This window comes from Microvirga sp. BSC39, assembly GCF_000739015.1.
GTDB lineage: Bacteria > Pseudomonadota > Alphaproteobacteria > Rhizobiales > Beijerinckiaceae > Microvirga.
Genome location: NZ_JPUG01000077.1, coordinates 98,845 through 118,591, shown reverse-complemented (window position 1 = coordinate 118,591; position 19,747 = coordinate 98,845). Strand labels below are relative to the sequence as shown.

Genomic DNA, 19,747 nt, shown 5'->3' with positions numbered 1-19,747 from the left:
GGCGGAGGGCAGCCGACGGCTTCAGGCGATCAGCAGGGTCTGCTTTGGTGGTGAATCCTGAGCCTTTTTGCGCCGGGGATCGTCGCCCGTATCAGCCGAGACGTGTGGCGGCTCGGGGCGCTGCCTAGAGCCCGCCTTGCCAAGGGGCGCCTGCAGCGGTCATTCAGCGATCGCCGTCGCAGCCAACTTAACTGCACCGGATCGGACTGCTCTCAACGTGGGAATTTTGAGAGGCTGAAGAATGTCGGCGGCCTTGTAGTGGCACCAGCGGTGGCAAGTCGGACAAAGTACGGCGAAGCTTTCAGGGCAGCTCCAGCGGGGTCCTTTACCGAGGGGGTCGCGATGGTGAGCGTCGAACAACACGTTGTTCTCGTCGCGGAAGTCACAGCCCTCGCAGACGATGATGCCTCCATTGCGTGCCCGATTGTTCTCCTTCACCGCCCTGGCAAGCTTTGGGTCCCGCTCCTTATCGACCATTTCTTTCCTGATACGCCTCCCTTCCGCCGATCCAGCACGGACGTTGGGGTAGAGCGAACTACAGAGCTGGACTTTTCCCGGATCACGAAAGCCTAGCAGCGGCTCGACATCCCAACGACGGGCGACCTCCACGGAGCGCACCGCGTCCCAAAGCTGCGTCATAGAGGCTTCGTCGCGTCGCACACCGTCATAGGCATTGTTCAGGATGTTCTTGTCCGCAAAGCCGAGGTCTTCAATCAGCCGCGGTTCGCCCTCGATGCGGTAGACCTCTGAAAGCACGACCGCCACCGGCCACTGCGCCAGGCGGGCCATCAAGGCGGGATCGCGAACGAAAGCTTTCGTTTCCCGTACACACCCGTCACCCGGACAACCTCCAGAACCCGACCGCGCAAATCTGAACTGACTTCGGCGCCGCCCCCGATGGTGACAAGGTATTGCCGTAAGATCGCCTTTTCCGCGGTCGCACGAGCCTGCTGAAAATGACCAGGATTCTTAAGAGCCTCATCACCGCGCGATCCAAAGCACATGACAGGCTCCGAAGAGCGACCCCAGACCGCCTTCACCCCCATGATCTTGTCGAGTGACCCTGTCACCTCTTCAAACGTCGGCATACGCTATTCTCTCTGGGTAAGCCCTTCAGCTAAGAAAGCTGCAAGGTGCTCAAGCGACTGTACCGGTTGTGGCACGGAATATGTCGACCTTCGTTTCCAAGCACTTGCGCAAGCTCAAATCGTGCGAGCCCACTTCGAACCAGCCTCCTGGCTTTTGGTAAAAGTCTAGACCGCGACCAATCTTGATCACCCACCCGTTGTCGATTCTGATCTCCCGGTCATGCATGTTCGTATTAAGATTGATCTCAAGCGCAACGTCTAGCTCGAGCAAACTTTGCTTCAGCTCTTCGAGTTTCTCCGAAATGTCGGCTAGTTGCGTTTTGTCGTCGTAGCTCGTTATCAATGTTATTTTTTTCGCAACGCTGTATCGAAGAACAGTCTCACAGAACCTGACGAAGTTTTGAATTTGATGTGGCATGCGAATGTAGGGGTCTTCGATGACCACCGACTTCGCGCCGCGCAAATATGGACCAAGGATAGACTCGTAGCTATAACCGGTGTCGCCATAGAGGATACTAAAATGCTGCTCCCTCAACTCAGGAACCCTCCCGTTAGACACGGGTGACGGAGCATCCGTTGTGTCGGCCGATGGCAGTGGGCTTTCTGCTACAATTGGCGAACTCGGCTTATCGCTCTCGGACACCGCGTTTTCCCCGCTCTGCCGCAGGCGGCGTCGCGCGGGCTGCTGGGTCGCCTCGGCATCCTTGGACTCCGGGCAATAAACGACAATCTCTTTCCCGGCTGCATCGAAATACGAGAGCCCTATTTTCGCAAACTCGTCATCAGGTTTGCGCTTGTTCATTTGCTCCTTAACGCGACGTCGGCATTCGACCGCGTAGGAGACGTATTCATCAAACTCCTCGTCGGTCGGAGGGCCATTGGGGTGCAGAACTTTGAGGAAAGCGCAGATTGTCTTCTTAATGCCTTTCTCGTCTCTGCCCTCGACGGCTTTGCCCAAGCGAACGCGACGGCTGACTTCCTCATACCGATTGGTGTGCTTGAATTGATAGTGGAAAGCCTCTGCTAGATAGTCGGTAATAAAGCCATATCGGCTCGTGAGAAAGGCGCTGCTGTTTTTAGGCATTTCCCAGCCAGGGATGTACGCCGCAAAGCGATCCATCACAGCAAGATCGAGTTCAGGCGGCAAGGGCTGGAACAGGTCATATTCAGTAGAGTTGACAACCTGCTGCACCGAGAGGTCTATATTACCGACAAAGCTCAAGCTCGCATCAGCGATGACCTCTGCGCCACGCGAGAACCGGCCATTCGCCATAAAGTCTTTCATGATCTGAATCGTGTCCGGATCACGAACCTTGATGCCGCCCACTTCGTCAAAAGCTACTGTGTCCCAATAGCCAACGAGGCCCACTTTGCGGCGGGCGTTGTTATAGAACAGTGTTGCTTTGGTTGCCTGACCACCCGAGATAAGCGTGGCGTACGGGGAGAATTCGCTAAAGAAGTACGACTTGCCCGTTCCGCGGGGCCCAAGCTCAATGTAGTTGTAGTTCGGCTCCACCAACGCAGCTAACCGCGCTATGAAATGCATCTTTACACGGTGATCGAGCTTTGAAGGCTCCAAGCCCACCGACCGCATGATCACGTCAATCCACTCATTGCGTGTGAACCCGTTTCGTCCCTCGGCGTAGCGAGCAAAATCAAACCGGGACAGCTGAATCGGGCGCAAATCCTCTATGTAGAAAGCGTAATCATCTTCCTCGATATCGTTATGCGTAAGCGTGACCTCTGCCCAGATTCCACCTTCAAGGAGCCTGTCATTGTCGCGATAGAACTTTTCGCCAATCGCGATCCGCTGAGAGTTGAAATTCTCGAGGGATGCCCAGTGCCGCTTCTCCTTCTCGATATAGCGCACATGCACCTTGTCGATGAAGCGGTGGGTTCCTTTTGTCGCGACTTTCGACTGCGCGGCATTCGCCTCATCGGGGCGCACATAGTTGTCCTGAAGCGTGGCAAGCACGGCTTCCATTCCGGCATCGATCTCTGCCTGGCTGTCGCTGGCGCAGAAGCGGGCAAGCAAAAACTCAAGAACGAACGTCGGCACGTTCGTTCCCTTCTTGATCCGATGCAAGAGATCTTTACGGACCACCTTTCCATCGAAAGCTGACAGGAGCTTCGTATCTAGTTGGTCGTGCTCACTCATACGGTGTAGTCCGTTTCAAGGGTAAGGATGAAATAGCTTGCCAGCGTTGTCGGATTGAGAGCTTTGACCAGGAACTTGCCCTCAAACTCCCGGTCCATGCCCACGGCGATCTGCTTACGATCGCCAGGCATAAGGGTGATTGTATGGGTGGCAGGGTTCACATCCGCGCTTGGCCGCGGTTCCCCTACAACACGGCCCTTGGCATCATGGGCCTCCAACAGGATTTCAACGCTTATATCGCGCGAGAACATATCGTCCGAAATCAGCGCCACTTCGATGACCGGCACGCGCGTGGTGATGCGATTCGCACCATTGCGGTAACTGAGCTCGACCGAAGAGCGAGAGACGGCCGCTTGCCCCCCAGAATCCAGTCGCGCGATAAGGACCGGAACTACAGCCTCCGCCAAGGAGGCGCCGCCATGGAAGTAGAGGTGACCGTTGCTGTATGGGGCCATGCTCCGCGGCAGTGCTGCTTGTGCTGCGTCAGTGCGGATGCCAATCCGCTCAGCAGCCACGACGAGATTATTGCTGTCCTCGTTGCCCGTGCCGAGAAGCATACGATCATGTGCATTGATCGCCCATCTCCCGAGCGGCTTAGCGCAAACATCACCATGATCTGCCTGCGCATTCAGGAAAAAGCCATGATCGGTCGCGATGACGGCGTCGTTGAAGCCCATGCCCTTCAGTTTGTGAACCGCATGGCGCACAAACTTGAGCGTTGACGGGATCAATCCAAGGGTCGTCTCTGGATTGTTCTCAAGCTGGCTATCGATCTCCGTTGACCGCAGCACTAACAAATCGACGGTGGCTGAAATCTTAGACTTCCCGCGAACAAAGTCTCCGAGCGGCATTTCGCTGAACCGATCACCGAACTTACTTCGAAGCACGTCCATGCGAGCGCCAACATTAGCAACGGCCACCCCCCCAAACTTAGGGACAAGCACCCCGGTTTCCGTCGACAGCGTCAGCTGCGAGTGGGCATCCGGCAGCAAGCTTGCCATGCCGACCGGTGTGATCGTGGGCAATTGCGCGTAAGCGGCATGGAACTCAACCGGCCCGTCTTCCGCCAGCATCTTTTCCAGCGCGACCCCGAGTTCGTAGCGGAGAGCATCGACTAAGATGTAAGCCACCCGACGCCCTGAGGCCTTCAGACGCGAACCCACGAAGCGGTCAAATGTCTCTGCATTTGCAAGCCGCTCCGCCGGCGGCCAACCGGTTGCTGCCAAGTGCTTCATGAAGATTGCTTGCACCTTCTCCGCGAGCCGGCGGTAGCGATGGCGAGATTGCTGGATGACCTCATGCATCAAGCTATGTGGATCGATAAATTCCCCAACAGCCTGCTCGAACTCCCGATGCAAGCGGTCGACCTCACGGAGCGTAGTTACATAGAAGTCGATCAGCTCTGACTGCGTGCGCGCGCGAGCTGCGAGTTGCCGCTCATAGTCGTCGCAAGCCTCAATAAGATTCAGCCCGGACCGAACCAGCTCCCACTGCGCCTGGCTCTCACCCTTGCCGAGCCAAACCGAGTTTTTATGCCTTGCTAAGACTTTGCGAGCAGCATCCACATCACCTGTCGTGATTCCTTTGATCGCGACGTTGAGGTAAGTTCGCTCTTCAAACGGGAAGGTATCACGCTCCCCTAGGTCTTCGATTGAGGCACATTGCTTCTGGAGATCGAGTTCGGCCTCTATGGTTTCTGCACGCTCGATATAGGCCGACCGCAAGCGCGGATCATTGCGCAGGCGCTCGCAGACATCCTCGACCACAGGGCGCGCCTCAACAGGCGCGTGAGGTACGCCCTTAAGGGACTCCGGCAACGCCCCTGGTAGATCGAACACGAACTCACTGAACAGAATGAACCGCCAAAGCTCATCGGCTAACGCACCCCATGTCTTGCCGCGCGTCTTCACCGCCATGGACAACGTCGCGCGGAGAAACTCGCGCGCCTCGTCAGCCCACCCCTCCTGGCTCTTGAGCTCAGCTGACTGCCTATCACTAGGTACGAGAAGAGCGGTCAGAATTTCGCGCCCTGACTCGACACCTAATGCTGACCGGAGGTGGGGCCAGCTTCCTCCGCCACCAATGGCATCAATAACCGAGAATGCCGGCCCTGATGGGGTGGCGGAGAAAGCCTTTCTAATCTCGGTGATATGATCCGGACGCGCACGAAGGCAAAGGCTCAGATACTCGTCACCATCGTCTTGAGGAAAGACCGCGCCGCACTTCCAATATATGGAAAACGGATCAACCTGCATCGCGTCGTCAGTGTCGGGCTTACGGGCAGGAACATAGATGAGCACACCCTCAATGGCCGGGTCGGGCTTGCCAAGATCAACCAGAGCAGCGAGGGCCGCCTGACGCGCCTCAATCCCACTCCCAGAGGCGTCCACGATGACCATCTGGTCGCTCGCCAAACTGAGGCATTGGTCGCGATAGCGGTGCTCGGGATCATAGACAACCATGCATCCCGCCCGCCTGAGGCGCGGAAGAAGGATGTGCTCCTTGATGAAATTCGAAATGCTCATCGAACTAAAGCTCTTTTAGAGATACATAAATACGATAAGGTGCTTTGCGATGCAGTAGAGAGTAAGAGAAATAAGTGAGCGCTACTACACTATACTGCATACTCATTTTCTGCCCCCATTCCTCCTACGCCCGCCACGCTCTGTGGTTGGATCAGGCAGATAGTGCGCTTCGAGGTTATGAGCGATGGACAGCGATTTGTTGGTCTTGCACTTGTCCCGTACGCGGTCGGGCCAATACACCATGGCTAGATGCGCCCAGTCATAGTCACCCTTCTTCAGCTTGGCCCAGGTATCATTTAGCACCTTCTGCCATGGCTTATGGCGAAACAGTTCCCATAGCGGCGCGGCAGTGATTTGAACGCCGTCATCATGGTCTGGTTGATAGGCCGGAGCAATCCTTAGTAAGCTGTCGCGCAACTCGATCAGCTCGAGCTCCACGCTCCGCAGCGTCTCCAAAGACTTTTCGTCGTCGCGCGAGCGGGCACTTCCTTTGTCGCGCAGCGCGGTAGCGTCGCGGGCAACCTGTTTCAGCTTCGGCTCGACGAAATCGTTAACGGCAGTGTAAAGCGTCTGGCTGGTTAGGCTCGGGTAGTATAGCCAGAGCGTGTAGCTGCCAGAAGTGGTCGACAGAGGCCAATAGATCGGGGCCTTGCGACGGCTCTTACTATACTGCTTCAGGTGCAGAGGAAAGAAGTCGCTTTGCAGCCAGCGGCGCACGTCTTCAGGGACCTCGGCATTAACACGCACAAGGACTTCTTCGATCAGCCTGGGCAGGTCATGTAGATGACCCTGGTCATCCACCAAGATCCCATGGTGGGCATGGAATGGCGTAGCACCGTCGGGCAGCATGCCGGGACTCTTAGGCGGGAGAGGATCGAATGGGTCAGGCTCAGGCGCAGCTTCCCGCTCGCCGGTGGCAAGACGCCAGTCGAAACGGCCGAAGGCGACGCCAACCGCCCATGATAGGATTTCATCATTGAGATGCCGCTCTGAATGGTTCGCCCTAAGTAACGAGAACTGCCCCACCAATCTGCTTCGCCGTTCTGCAAGGATGTCACCATCTGAGACATCGACAATACGATTGCAGATATCGTCTAGCTGATTGTAGAGTTCCTCTGCGTCTCTTTTCAGAGATGTTCGGGTTACACCGTGATACAGGACCTGCGCGATCTTTTCCGGCATGACGAAGCACGCAGATGTTTCGTCAAAGGACGAGAGGCGCCTAGAGATCGATATTCCTTTCATCGCTGCCGAGGCTAGGGCTTCTTGCTGTTGCTCAAGACGCGGGAAAGAGATCGGAATTCCCGAGACCGCTCTATTCTCAATTTTCCTAACGCGCCCAAATACGTAAACCAGTTCCTGAGCCACAGTTGATGAAAGAAACCCAAGCAGCGTTAGATATTTGTTCCGCAATACACTGTCATCGGCTTCTCGCCTTTCATGTAATAGGATAGCGATGGACTCCGATGAGAACATTGTTCCCTTGGGCAAAACTCTCGGCGAAAAGCCGACGCTACTGACATGATTAAAGCAGAGACCAATTTTGCCCCAATGCTTACTGGCTTGCATAACTTGCGAGTCACCGCCATGAGCCGCGATGTTCATTGCTCTAAGTTGCGCGCCCGAACCTGACCATCGAACAAAAATGCTCGATGGACTGAAGAACGGCTGAAACTCCCCGCCCTTCTCATATTGGATCCAATCGGTAGCTGGGTGCACCAGCTCCGGGAAAATACGCAAAAATCTCTCGTCATCGAAAGTATGGTTCCCAGTTGCTACAGTGACCGTCTCCGGATCAAGAGGCTTATCAAGCCTCCATTGGTGCAAAATTTGCGGCGAGGCATGCAAACATAGTGGGCGTCCCGGAATTGCAGCGATGTCCCTCAAAGGAAGATATTGTAAGGTTCCGCTGGTGATCCTCCCGAGAAGCTCAGCGTCCTTACTCTCGATCTCAAAAAGATCTGCATATGCCATAACCGCATTTCGTTGCGGATCCGCCAATACCGTAAGAGCAGTTTGGACCGCGGCATCGTCGAGAACATCCTTACCTAAATCAACGATCGCAAGTGGCCGTTCGTTGACAATCAGATCCTCTCTAAGTTTCTTCATTTGCCGCGTATGGAAGAACTGTGATGAAGTGATTGCTCCGATTAGGCCACCACTCCGTTTCAAAACTATAGCCCGCTCGAAAAAGCCAGCATATATGTCCTTCCAGCCGTCGCTATCTCGAGATTCAAGGTACTGAGAAGCAACATCGGTCGGTTGCCCAAACGGCGGATTCATCACGATAACGTCATAGACTTCGCGACAGTGATCGATCATCCGGAGCCCTTGCAACGCATCCTCAGCGAACAGACGCCCCTGGTAGGTGGACCTGGCCGCGCGAGCATAGTCCATGAGCGCCTCGCGCAGCCGCGCCTCGGCCTTCTGCCACTGTGCCATGTCCTCGGCTCGGAACAGAGCGCCATGTTCACCATAGACCTTACGGATCAACCTAGGCAGTTCCTCTTCGACCTGAAGCAGAACTCCCAGTTCAGGCAGACCTTTGAGCATGAACAGCGTCTGCTCGAACAGCTCAGCATCCAGGGGGGCGAGTTCCTCCATGAACTGCTTGCGCAAATCTACCTCGGCGGGGGGCGCTACGGCAGCCACCACCTGGCCCTCTCCAACGCGCGGTCGTTCCTTGGCCTTTACACCGGCCTCATGCCAAGCCCGCTGCGCCCGTAGCCACAGTGCAAGCGAGGCGATCTGCGCCGCTCGCGGGTCGATATCGACGCCATAGATATTTTGCTCAATGATCAGCCGTGGCACATCGCGCAGGAAGGTATCCTGGTCCGCATAGGTCCGGCTGAGCGGTTCCAGATCATGGCTGCCGCCAGTTTCCGTATCAAGCGCACCTGGGCCGTGCATCTGCTCCCACTCCCAGGCCTCGCGGTAGATCTCCAGAAAAAGGTCGAAGGCATATAGGCCGAAATGCATTGAGCCGCAGGCAGGGTCGAGTAGCTTGATCGTCCGCGGGTCGCGCAGTCGGTGAAGAGAAGCGGGCACCTCATCCGGTTTCACCAGTAGGTACTGGCAGCGATCGCGTAACGAGGTATGTCCGGCCGTCCAGTTGAACCAGAGTCGCCCCAGGGTGTTATCGACCAGGAACTCGACCACATAGCGCGGCGTGAAGAACTGGTTGCGAACGGCAAGCTCCCGGCTGTTGCGCGGCGCCTGTGACGCATCGCGCATCGCCTTGCGCTCCTCTCTCGAGTTAAAGTACTGGTAAATCCATCCAATCGTCTCGTCCTCAGTCCAAAGAGGATCGATCTCACCGTGATTGATCAGAGACAGAAGCTGAACCAGCGCCGCCTCACGTGGGAACAGGCGCCCTTGTGCCGAGTATCGATCAAAGAGGGTCGGCAAGTCCTGCGACAACTCGTCAAAGATGCTTAAGAGATACATCCGATAAGCGTCCCCGGTTTCACCAAGGCCGGCGTTAGCTAGTCGGGAATAGAGCTGAAAGCCTTTTGCCCTGTAGCCGTTTCCTACTGACTCGATCAGCAGCCCGCGCGCTTCTGCCATACGCAGCGCCGCCAGCCGGTTGAGGATGGTAAAGGCCTGTTCGCGGACGATCCGGTCGAGGCCTGCAGCCGTATCCGTGCCGGGGCTTGCGCAATAGTGAGCAAGCGTATCACGCAGGATGCGAGCCGTTTCCCGCTGAGCATCGTTTAAGTGACGCAGATTCTCTATAGGCGTGACTGTGCCAGAAGCGGGATCAAGCCCGTAGTCGAGCTGCAGCTGACGGGCGAACTCCTCCTCTAGAGTTTTGCGCGCCTCATTTACAAATCGCTGCAAGCGATTGCGCGTCGCCTGGTCGAAAGCCATGATTACTTCTCTCCCTCAATAATGAGCGAGAGCTCGACATCCTGATAAGCGGCGAACTGATCCCGAAGCTGATTGAGGCGCTGAATGAGCGATTCCAGATCAGCGAGAGTCGTCAGCTTCGCCGGCAGAGGAACCGCCTCGGTGAGCTTCTTGGGACCGTCCTCAGCCATACCCTTCTGCTGTTGCGCTACGCGCTGCAGGACACGCTCTTGTCCCTGCCGCTGAATAGACCGGCGAAGGTCATCGATTGTGCTGTTGATGTCATAGTCGCGGGTCAAGAGCCGCTTCAATCCGGCGAGGTCATGTCCTACAGTGAGCTCCAAAGCATCGAGCCTTGATGCCACGTTGCTCCGTTCCTCTTGAGTCAGCTCATTCCATTCCGGAACGCGCTGCAGATCATCAAGGCCGTCCTTAAGCCGATGCTTCTGCTGCTCCGCCAGCGTAGCGACGGCAGCTCTTACGCGCGCCCTCGTCTCTGTGAGCTGCGTGCTGAAATCTGCTGTATGACGATAAAACTCGTCCTTTGCGAGCCAATCGGTCACTGACTTGAGGGCATCTTCCGAATCTCGGCGAAGGTCGCCGGGAATACCGGTGTCAGGCAGCTGACCGATCTCACGGCAGTGGTCCTGAAGGTCGCGGAGGGTCGATTCGAGCCCGTTGTCGAGGGCGCGTTTGACCTCAAGGGCCCACTTCAAGTTGTTATAAATCGATGAGTCCTCAGCCCCTAGGCGCTGCGGCGCATCGGACGCATCTGTGAAGAGAATGTCGGCAATCTCCTGGTTCATGCCTTTCACCCGCTCACTACCGCCGAGCCCGAGGCGGCTGAGGCGCTCCGAGAGAGTTCCATACTCTAGCTGGAACCGCGTGAAGTGCTTGGCTGTCGCCTTACTGATCTCCTGCTCCAGCGGAATTACGATGTCCCCGATGAGGTCGGTTAAGCGCTGTGCCGCTCGGCCTAGAGTTTCATTCGAGGGCCGCTCATGGCGAAGAGCAACGCCGACCTGTCGGAACGAATTGTTGGTTTTGAGCGCCTCAATCGCCTGGGGGCCCGCCGCGGTGACCTCCCGTCCTGACACAGTGAGTTTGATCTCACCCGCCATCAGCATCGCTGCCAAAATGTATCGGGTCGTATCAGGCGACCAGCCGAACGGATCGCTTGAGAAATCATCCAGCAGCCGCTTACCGTTAGCGATGCCATGGCGATCGATGTAATCGCGGATGCTGGTCATCGCGCGGTGATCCGTGCGGAAACTGGCCTTACCAGCAACGGTCTGCACCAACCCTAAAGGATCAAGATTGCTTGCAAGGGCGGCAGGGTTCGCCGCCTTGAGAAATCTCTCTGCGTTGTCAGTGGAGACGCGAACCGGGGCTTCTGCGTAGCGGTCGAAGACCTCCGCTGCCACCTTTGCAAGCAGCTTCTTGGAGGCATCTAGAAGATCGGGATCAAGCGCCGCGGCCGCTGTTGCCTCTCCACGAAAAATGAAAGAGCCCGCCTGCAACGACTGCTTAATCTTGCTCTGAAGTTGGAGCGCCAACTTGGCTGCGCGCTCCAACTGGCCGGCACAATAATCCCTGATTTCCTGCTCGGGATCATTGCGATGAAGCTCAGCAATGCGCTGACACCGGTAGATTTCCCCATTCAGCTCATCAATCTCTGGGTTGGTACGCGCAACCAAACCGATGACGTTGCGGTTCTGGCGCCCCCGCGAGTCGTCGAGCATCCGCGTGCGCGCCGCTTCTGCATCGTCTGGTTTAACGAATTCGACGACCGTCTGAATGGCGTTCTGATCTCCCGCTACGCTGGTGACGGCACTCCCAGAGTGGAGCTTTAGCCCCGTCGCAACAGCCATCGTTCCCTGGAGTGTGTGGCGCGGCAAGGGGTCGAACACCTCACGTAAGTTTGCGGCAAAGATGCTCTTCAGATCGACGGTTCTGAGGGCGATGCCGCCGCGCTCTTCCTCGATATCGCGCAGGCGCTCACTTAAGAAGACGAGATTGCCGTCCTTCTCGCCAAGAGGCACGCGCACGTTGGCGAGCATCTCATCTACCGCTTTCTTGACATCCTCAAGCCGAGAAGGCGCCGTTACGCTGGGCTGCATTAGAGCTGCAACGTTCTGGACTGTCACCGGCAGGTTGCCCAGGGTCTGAAGAACGGCGATGGTCTTCGCCACCTCTAGGTGGAGATCGCTCCCAAAGTACTCGATTTGTACCTTACCGACCGACTGATAGATCGAAGGGAAGGCACGCCTGATATCCTTTTCCAGATCGTCAAAGAGCGTCACGGTTGTGGCAAGCCAGCCGACTGCCTGATCGGCCATCGGCTTCGATCCACCTTCGCCTTTGAGAACGTCTTGAATGACCTTGATCGCTGAACGCAGGCCGATGCCGCCTGTTGACTTCGCCAGGGCTCCCAACAGGTGGAGCAGAATATCGAAATGGGCTGGCAAGAACGGATAGAGATTAATAAAGCTCTCGCGACTGAAGTCTGCATCGTAGTACTTAGCGTCATGGAGCTTTGTGTTGTGGCGCAACGCTTGACCGTGTGTATCAAACATCTTGCCAAGCTCAGCAGCCCCGGCAGCGGATTTGCCGAGGAGGCGCCGATAGCAAATTTCCTTGATGTCGTTTGACTCAAGGTCGATTTGGATCGGGAAGCGATCCTTCAGCTTAAACAACTTATCCGAATTAAGCGCTGCGCGAGGGTCGTCCTCCGTCAGCGTTTGCTGCGCGGTTGAAATTATCCAGACTTTGCCGTCACCCAGACGCTTCAGATTCTTCGCCAGCCCGTCAAGATTGAGGATCAGGTTGTCGCGCGACGCTACGTACTGGCCAACCTCATCAACGACGAAGATGATGTTCTCTTTGCCGCTCTTCTCACGAACGATGTCGATCATTGCTTGAACGCGCTGATCCTCAAATTCGTAGAAGCCTTCGGTGCTCGAAGAGAAGGATTTGGGCTCCGGGAACAACGCCGGATACATCTCGTGCGCAATCTTAGGAATAAGACCGTCGATAGCGAGAGGATTATTTTGAACGCGTGCCCAGTTTGCACCCTTGAGCGCGCGAGCGACATGCTCCTCCAGTTCTTGCATTCGGCCATCTTTTTCGACCATACGCTCGAATGCGGCGACCTTCAGGTTGCGAGAATAACCTGCCCATTGCAGGACTTTGAAATAGAGAACAGTTGAGACGTCCTCCATTGTGGCCCCAGCGAGCATCTCACTTGCTAGATCAAGCATCACGACAGCGGCGGGGAATCGTTTTGCCACCGTGGCGAGCAGTGCTTTGGTTTGCGCCTTGTTGAGCCGGTCCTGAAGGTGATTGATGAAGGGTGTTCCATCGATAGTGCGTTTGTCATCAAACGCCATCCCGAGATACTTCGTGAACGAGCTCTTGCCTGACCCATAGAAGCCGGAAACCCAGACGCCGATCTCGTTCTCTCCGCCCGCTTCCATGGCCAACTGCATGCGATCGAGCAGCTTACGGAATTGCTCTTCTATGCTTTCTGTGACTACATATTCAGAGATTTCCGCCTTGAGGCGGTTTTCCTGCGAAGCGCCATAACTGATAACCTTCTCAATACTTCTCTGAATGTCTTTGCTCGGGTCGAAAAGCGCGCGGATCGCCATGGTCATCTCACTGCGTAGTTTGTTTACCCGCCCACGTGGACGGAGCGGTAATTGCCATCTTCCGGGTAGAAGCCCAGAAATTTCAGTCTTGTCTTACCAGTCCTCACTCCCGGGTAGAGGAAGACGGTCGGCACGTGGAACTTCCCCTGCAGCTGGCTCTCGATTGCGCCGATGCGCATAATGGGATGCAGCGCTTCTAGGTCTGTCACCAAGACTAGGCCGTTGGCTTTGCCTTCATATCTGGCCAGAACTGCCTCCAGCCGCGATAGCAGTCCGTTGCCGGTAGCGATTATATCTGCAAGGGCTTTGTTGGAGCGCTGCCAGTCGAGCGGCGCCGTCTTATCTTCGGCCACACAAAGATCCCAGAACGGATCTTCCCTAAGAAGCGCCCACAAGTGCTCCGCAATAGAGAAGACTTCCACCTCCCATTGATCCTGCCGAAGTTTCGAAATCCACGCGAGCGTTTGTCGCTTGACTTCCAGGATCTGTTCCGGCGGGAAGACGAGGTAGAATATGGGCTCGAAGCTAGCGTGACCGAGTTCTCGGCCCTGCTTTATGCGCTCACGCAGCTCGTCAAAATCAGCTCTTAGAGATGACATCACAGAGCGCCTCCATGCTTTGGTGCTTCCAGCCAATACGTACTACGTCGCCAGCTGCCTGGACGATCATGTGGCCCTTCAAGGACAGACGCTTAAGCTCATCGATGACATCCTCTCGGCTCATCCCAAAGAGCTGCCAGTCCTGATGGGTGAGTAGGGCGTTGTCCCCAAGCCCCTTCGAGTGCAGGTCATAGGCAAGGTAAGCTGAAGCCGTGGGCGTGACGCGATAAGGTAGAATTCGCCTATTTGACTTGGCGCCTTTTTCCAAGAGCCCATAGTCTGCGCAGCAACCCGTGAGATAGGCCGCTACTCTCCGGACGGTGGTCTCAGACCAGCGCTTTGATGTGCGATTATCGTCAATTGCGCGCTCAACAAAGGCGCGCGCCCCCTCGTTGCTAATTTGCTGATAGCCGCCTGCATAACGCGCCCAATAGATCTCCCTAATGAAGTCTCCAAGGATAGGGTTTGCTCTGCTTGTGAAGAGCAACATAAGTTGCATGAGGTCAGCCATGGGCACGTAAGCCGCTAGCCTTTTCAGATGAGCGGCTGGGGACGCATCTGAAATGAGGTAGCGGGGCGCAAAACACTCGTTAACGATGTTGCGCAACCTCCGCGCGGTGATCGTGGGAAAACTCCCAGATTCTCTTGCAACCTCTTGCAGTTGCCTAGTGCTCATTCCTGGGCGCCAAAGGTCCAGAAGGGCCTTGGTCTCAGCAACCAAACCCAGTCCTGCCTGAAGCTGCGTTGTATACTGTACGCTGGCCACGTCACGCTCGCGTCAAATAGGGAAAAGCCTTGATCCCCCTCTTGTACGCGGACGCGTAAATGGCTGCCATTCGCACAATAACACCTGACGTGCGCACCCCGTCTATCGCTCCTAGAGAAATGGGGCCATCTGCGGTGATTTTGGATGCTGTGCCTATGGCGCGGAGCATATCCAGTGCAACGTCTTTGGTTTGGATGATTTCATCTTGAGTCGATCTACCCTCATCGCCAGCCAAAGCCATGTGCAGGTCATGCTCTAGCTCTTCTGGCAGCCGAAATAGGTGATACGAGCCGACACTTAGGCTCTCGTCATGAGCGAGCCGTGCCGCTTCAGCTACGCCATGATACTTGGCGATATGGCTGGTGCGCGGAAAGACGGGCTCGAGAAACGCCTGGCTTGCCGGTTGGTAGAATGAGGTTTTCCACCAGCCAAACTGATTGATCTCACCGAGATAGCCGACAAGAAGTCTGACTCTCAGAAGATCATTCAATGAGTCGTTTGGCACTGCCATCTCCTTACCAGCACGAATGGCGAGCTGCGTAAGGTAAGCGCGAGCCTCTCACTCTATGATCGACTTTGTTCGCCTGCATCGCGTTTCCCCCTCAACCACTCTCAGCGATCGATCGCCCCTTTGCGCGGAGCCTTCTCCATATCTTGCCGCTTCTTCAATCGCTCAAACTCTTCGACACTTAAAACCACCACGACTGGCCGCCCATGTTTCTCGACCGTGACAGGTTCAGCGCGGGCCGTATCGAGCAACAGCCCGAAGGCGTTCTTCGCGTCCTTTGCCGACATGGATTTCATAATGCTGATCCCAGCGTGGATTTGGTCCACAATGGCTATTTCAGCCAGGTCCCGCAACTGCAAAGCGGTACGGTTTTCCGGAATGGATCAACCGTCAACAATTTATAAGCCTTCTTCGTCTGGAGCCATCTGTCGCCCTCTCACCGAAGGAACGGCGCCGGAAACAGCAAAGCAAGGGACCGCTCTGGTGGTGGGCTCCCGAGCCCTTTTGGCGTCACGCCAAGGATCTTGACCCGCATGGGCCGGGACGCTGCGTGGCGCGAGGCAAAATGCCAAGCACTAGGTTCACGACGATGCGCTCTCTAGGAATATGTTCTACTTAACGGTGGCAGGGGCATCAGCGTATGCTCAGTTTATGTTCTCACTGACGCGTTACGCTGAGATGAGCTTAGGAAGATGCACAAAGTACATCCCGATCGCAAAACCCTTGCGGGTTAAGAATTTGAGGTGATGAGCCACTGGGCATCAAACCAAGGACCCACTGATAAAGTCAGATGCGCTGCCGATTTCTCAAACTTGCCAGCTGATATCCTGATAAAGAGAGTAACGCGCCACTACAACCCGGCCCTGTGTTGAGGCCATATCAACCGTGAACCAAGAAATCTCCGATTTTCAGCAGCTTGCGCGAGAATGATGGCGGAGACGGAGTTCTCGGAAATTGGCTCTTCATAAGGATTTCCGGGTAACTAAGCGCAATCACCCTCCATGTACCCAGAAATATACCTCGCCTTTTCGCGGGCTGACAGGCTGTCGTTTAGCACAGACAACATGCGTCACTGTGGGTGCGGCCAAGGCCACTAAGCACGCAGTTCCGCACCGTCACGCCATCGGGTAGGATGCTCGCGAGGGGGACGCCATGACAGAAGCCTACCGAATCTCGCTGGCGATACCGTTCGTCGCCATCTCGACCACCCATGCAGCCGCGACCGACGCCAGCCCCTGCTACGCCATGTCCAATAGCGACGTGCGCAACGCCTTCCTAGCCATTGCGCGGAAAGATATCGGCATGTGTTATGCGGTGAGCCGGCCTGATTTGCGCGGGGCGTGCTTGGCGGAAGTGCGCCGGTAGAGGTCACGAACCGGAACGTGGGGCATGAAACTGTACAAATACAAGTCGCTTGCCAATCTGTGGCATGTACTCGATCTCGTACTCAACCAGCGCTTGTACTGCGCACATTGGTCGACGCTGAATGACCCGCTGGAGGGACGCTACGAGATTTTTCTCGGCAACAAGCCATCCAAGCTCGAGTCGATCATGGTCAGCCGCATTGAGCAGGCGAGGAATGGGTTCAGAATCGCGTCGCTTTCGGCGGCGGCCACAAACTTCCTACTTTGGTCGCACTACGCCGACGGCCATAAAGGCGTTGCCATTGAGGTAGACATTCCAGAGGACCACCCGGAGCTGACAAAAGTCACCTACTCGCCATTCTCGTCAATTTTCTCAGAGAAGGCTCAGACCCAAGAGGACATGAGGCACTTGTTCAACGGGAAGGGTGAGGAGTGGGCTTATGAGGAGGAGTACCGGATCATCACTGACCGCCAATACTTCGATCTGCCGTCAAAGCCTTCCCGCCTCTTGCTTGGTCCGATGGTCCCGGATGAGCAGGCAGCACTACTGCGAAAGGCGCTGTTCGGGCATATAGAGATTGTGACAATGGAGCTCGATCGGATGCAAGGTATCCTCGTCGTCGTCGGACCGACTCCGTCGCTCCAGCCGAGCATGCAAGCGCTAGGGGTGGTTGGCGGCTGAGCAGCGGTGCCCTCCAGAGGCCCTTTCGCTATGCGGAGCGCCAGACCTATTCGACCGGATCCAGCTCGTGCAGCCCAAGGTCCGCACGGTCGGTTACCGGGATCTCCCCGCAAAAGCAAAACTGGACATGCTGCTTCTCGCCATGAAGGACCGCTTTTATCACCTCGGTAGTGCCGAGGGTCCGATCGATCGACCGCGTGTGAACGGTCCTATCGACCCGCTGGAATGTAACGCTGCGCGCGTCCAGGGCCGTCAGCTTGAGCGGCTTTGTGCCTTTCGCGTTCCGGCCCTTGATCACCTCACGCTCGCGATTGAAACAGCTGAAGCATAGGTGTTTCCGGATCAGTCGCGTCGCCGAGCGATGGCACCGACCGCAGATCTTCATGCCATGGAATGGTGAGCGGCTGACGCCTCCCTCTCCAGCATACAGGGCGCCGACCGCGCAACCCTTGCAGCAAGGGCGCCCTAGAGCATCGGACTGTTACGTGCACGCACCCTTGACCGATTCCGAAATGGACCCGCTATCGCGGGGTACAGAACTCACCGAGTTCAACTTCTCGTCCGATGCTCTAGATTCTGCTCGTGGTTTGCACGGCGCCAGTCGCCTGAGCAGGACTCGACTGACAGGCTCGCCCGAAGGCGCTCGCATTCGAAGTGCGGAATGCCTGGGCGGCCGGGTGCTCTATCCACTCCACGAGGTTGTTGCCTGGGAGGATCGGCGGACCGTGGAGCACACCGGCGAATATAGGAAGTGACCCAGTGAGTTGGTAAGCTCAGGGGCTCGCCGCCGGCGCTTCCCAGATCGGCAGCAGAAGGCGCATGCCAGCCAGGACAGGCATGGCGCACGGCTAGGTAAAGCTTTATCTCTGGCTTATATCGGTAAGAGTGCAAAATGAACCCCAGAACTGAGAAGTCGCTGATAAGCGAGTTTAGAGATACCCTCCGAAACCGTGTCCCGCTCATCCGGGCTCACGTTGCTGGACAGCGGGCGTTCCTCGAGTTCGGCCTTTCCTCTGAGCGGGACCGCAACCATTCCGCCGTATGGTGGGTTCACCTTGCCCACCTTGGTACGCTCGACAAATTAGAGGGTCTGTTTCGACGGGATGGGCCATATGAAACCCTCGAGCTCCTGGCCTTAGCTCGAAACATATTTGAGAACTTGGTCTGGCTTCGGCTCATGAAGAATGATCACCGATACGGCCTAATATTCTACGGCCAGCTCCTTCGTGAGCAAGTCGGCAACCTTGAGGGCCTGATCAGGAAGATCTCGGATGAGGCAGATCTATTCGAGTCGATAGACAGCCTTGACGACCACGCTCTGATGTCGACGCTCGGCGAAGTAGTCGCCAACAACCCATTACCCGATGAGATTGCAGAGGCGCACGCAGCGCACAGGTCGAAAAGCGACATGCTGGACGATATGGTCCGGCGGGAGTTCAGTTTGTTTTCAGGACCGGCCACTTGGAACGGGTACAGCTACCAGGCCTATCTGCTGAGGACGAAGATCATCCCGAAGTACGAGGCACACTTGGCCGAGGTTACTCAGCACAAGGTGGAACTCGAGACTGTGCTGCCGTCGCTGCTCGATGCACGATTGACCAGATTAGCGTCCGAGAAGTGGAATTGGGCCGAACGCGCGAAGGACGCTGGCATGGAGAAGCATTACCGCTTTCTCTATCCATATACGAGCAAACTCCTTCACTCGACGCCTCTTAACATGATCTCCGATAAGTCGCTGACAGAGGCGGAGACCCTAATCGTCCTGGACTACATTGTGGTATCCACAGGCGACCTGCTGGATAGGATTGAGAGCTTCACATACGTCGGTCAGATTAACGCTATCGCGATCAGCAGCTGATGGAAGCTCCCGCAGCTGACTGATCGGCCTTCGTTAGAAGCCGCGCACCTCTGCGTCCGAGCTGAGGCGGCGCAGCCGTTCGATCACTTGGCGCTGCAACTCAAGCGGCTCCGCCTCGAGCTCAGCAACGATCGCGTCGTAGAAACTCTGCATCTGGCTCACACTCCACGCCGACCTGAGTGCTGCAATTCTAGCCGGATCAGATTGCAAGGCATCCGGTGGGCATCTCGCAAACCGAACGTAACCTTCACCTTCCGCTTTCCATCGGCACCTGTCATCGTGGCAGATTCGCGGAGCAACGGGCATCATCGTCGAGCTCGTCGAGCATCCGCAAGAAGTCCAGTGCCCGGCGCGTGGCCGGCACTGCCTCCGCCTGCGTGGCTAAAGCCTCCGGTGCCGAAATCTGGTCCCGCACTTGGGCAGAGAGCGCCGCCACGGCATCGCCGGCCGCCTTCCGCTGGCCCGCTACATTGCCCACGGCCATCTGCCGCCAACGCCCCTAGGTGCCATCGGGGATGTCTGGGTACTGCTCGCGCGCGAGGCGGACGCCTTCCTTGACGCCGGGCTCGACAGTCAGCCGGCGGATCGCGGCAATTACCTCGTCGCGGAGAGCGTCAGCGGATCGGGCCATCTAGGCTCCAAAAGTCTGAATCAGGAGGCTCTAGTTTCGATTCACGACCGCGCGACTACCGGTTAAATG

General features: G+C 56.5%; 16 protein-coding genes. 4 read left to right on the top strand and 12 right to left on the bottom strand.

Going from position 1 to position 19,747, the window contains the following annotated elements:
- Window positions 1–159: 159 nt before the first annotated feature.
- From MA07_RS22805 to MA07_RS22755, 10 genes are all read right to left on the bottom strand, one after another.
- Window positions 160–789, bottom strand: a complete 630-nt coding sequence (locus tag MA07_RS22805) for a hypothetical protein (RefSeq protein WP_036357320.1) — start codon at window positions 787–789, stop codon at window positions 160–162.
- On the bottom strand, window positions 789–1,088 hold the full coding sequence (locus tag MA07_RS22800) for a hypothetical protein (RefSeq protein WP_036357319.1): 300 nt from the start codon (window positions 1,086–1,088) through the stop codon (window positions 789–791). Before MA07_RS22800 ends, MA07_RS22805 begins: the two co-directional genes overlap by 1 nt.
- A 49-nt stretch (window positions 1,089–1,137) precedes the next feature.
- Window positions 1,138–3,246: a BREX system Lon protease-like protein BrxL gene (brxL, locus tag MA07_RS22795; protein WP_036357318.1), complete on the bottom strand. Its 2,109-nt coding sequence runs from the start codon at window positions 3,244–3,246 to the stop codon at window positions 1,138–1,140.
- Window positions 3,243–5,771 (bottom strand): PglZ domain-containing protein, encoded by a 2,529-nt coding sequence (locus tag MA07_RS22790; protein ID WP_036357317.1) that lies wholly within the window; start codon window positions 5,769–5,771, stop codon window positions 3,243–3,245. The genes brxL and MA07_RS22790 overlap by 4 nt, the downstream gene beginning before the upstream one ends.
- A gap of 102 nt (window positions 5,772–5,873) precedes the next feature.
- Window positions 5,874–9,641: a BREX-1 system adenine-specific DNA-methyltransferase PglX gene (gene pglX / locus MA07_RS29780; protein ID WP_152568985.1), complete on the bottom strand. Its 3,768-nt coding sequence runs from the start codon at window positions 9,639–9,641 to the stop codon at window positions 5,874–5,876.
- 2 nt (window positions 9,642–9,643) lie between these two features.
- A complete protein-coding gene (gene brxC / locus MA07_RS22775) occupies window positions 9,644–13,270 on the bottom strand; it encodes a BREX system P-loop protein BrxC (RefSeq protein ID WP_036357316.1) in 3,627 nt (1,208 codons plus the stop codon).
- 23 nt (window positions 13,271–13,293) lie between these two features.
- A complete protein-coding gene (locus tag MA07_RS22770) occupies window positions 13,294–13,869 on the bottom strand; it encodes a BREX protein BrxB domain-containing protein (protein WP_036357315.1) in 576 nt (191 codons plus the stop codon).
- On the bottom strand, window positions 13,850–14,635 hold the full coding sequence (locus MA07_RS22765) for a DUF1819 family protein (RefSeq protein WP_036357313.1): 786 nt from the start codon (window positions 14,633–14,635) through the stop codon (window positions 13,850–13,852). Before MA07_RS22765 ends, MA07_RS22770 begins: the two co-directional genes overlap by 20 nt.
- Before the next feature lies 1 nt (window position 14,636).
- Window positions 14,637–15,140, bottom strand: a complete 504-nt coding sequence (locus MA07_RS22760) for a BrxE family protein (RefSeq protein ID WP_160195480.1) — start codon at window positions 15,138–15,140, stop codon at window positions 14,637–14,639.
- A gap of 107 nt (window positions 15,141–15,247) precedes the next feature.
- Window positions 15,248–15,439 (bottom strand): type II toxin-antitoxin system prevent-host-death family antitoxin, encoded by a 192-nt coding sequence (locus MA07_RS22755; protein WP_036357889.1) that lies wholly within the window; start codon window positions 15,437–15,439, stop codon window positions 15,248–15,250.
- Between the two features lie 856 nt (window positions 15,440–16,295).
- On the opposite strand from MA07_RS22755, the gene MA07_RS22750 reads away from it, so the two are divergent.
- The 4 genes from MA07_RS22750 (at window position 16,296) to MA07_RS22735 (ending at window position 19,047) form a co-directional block, all read left to right on the top strand.
- Window positions 16,296–16,508 carry a hypothetical protein gene (locus MA07_RS22750; RefSeq protein ID WP_036357309.1) on the top strand — a complete coding sequence of 71 codons (213 nt, stop codon included), beginning with the start codon at window positions 16,296–16,298 and terminating at the stop codon, window positions 16,506–16,508.
- 24 nt (window positions 16,509–16,532) lie between these two features.
- A complete protein-coding gene (locus MA07_RS22745; RefSeq protein WP_036357307.1) occupies window positions 16,533–17,189 on the top strand; it encodes a DUF2971 domain-containing protein in 657 nt (218 codons plus the stop codon).
- Between the two features lie 67 nt (window positions 17,190–17,256).
- On the top strand, window positions 17,257–17,520 hold the full coding sequence (locus MA07_RS29775) for a hypothetical protein (RefSeq protein ID WP_152568984.1): 264 nt from the start codon (window positions 17,257–17,259) through the stop codon (window positions 17,518–17,520).
- Window positions 17,521–18,081: 561 nt separating this feature from the next.
- Complete coding sequence (locus tag MA07_RS22735; RefSeq protein WP_036357304.1) at window positions 18,082–19,047, top strand: hypothetical protein; 966 nt, start codon at window positions 18,082–18,084, stop codon at window positions 19,045–19,047.
- A gap of 274 nt (window positions 19,048–19,321) precedes the next feature.
- Here MA07_RS22735 and MA07_RS22730 read toward each other — a convergent pair whose 3' ends face one another.
- Entirely contained in the window at window positions 19,322–19,525 is a 204-nt protein-coding gene (locus MA07_RS22730; RefSeq protein WP_152568983.1) for a hypothetical protein, read from the bottom strand.
- Between the two features lie 21 nt (window positions 19,526–19,546).
- Window positions 19,547–19,678, bottom strand: coding sequence for a hypothetical protein (locus MA07_RS31260; RefSeq protein ID WP_280114255.1), 132 nt, complete (start codon window positions 19,676–19,678; stop codon window positions 19,547–19,549).
- Window positions 19,679–19,747 lie beyond the last annotated feature (69 nt).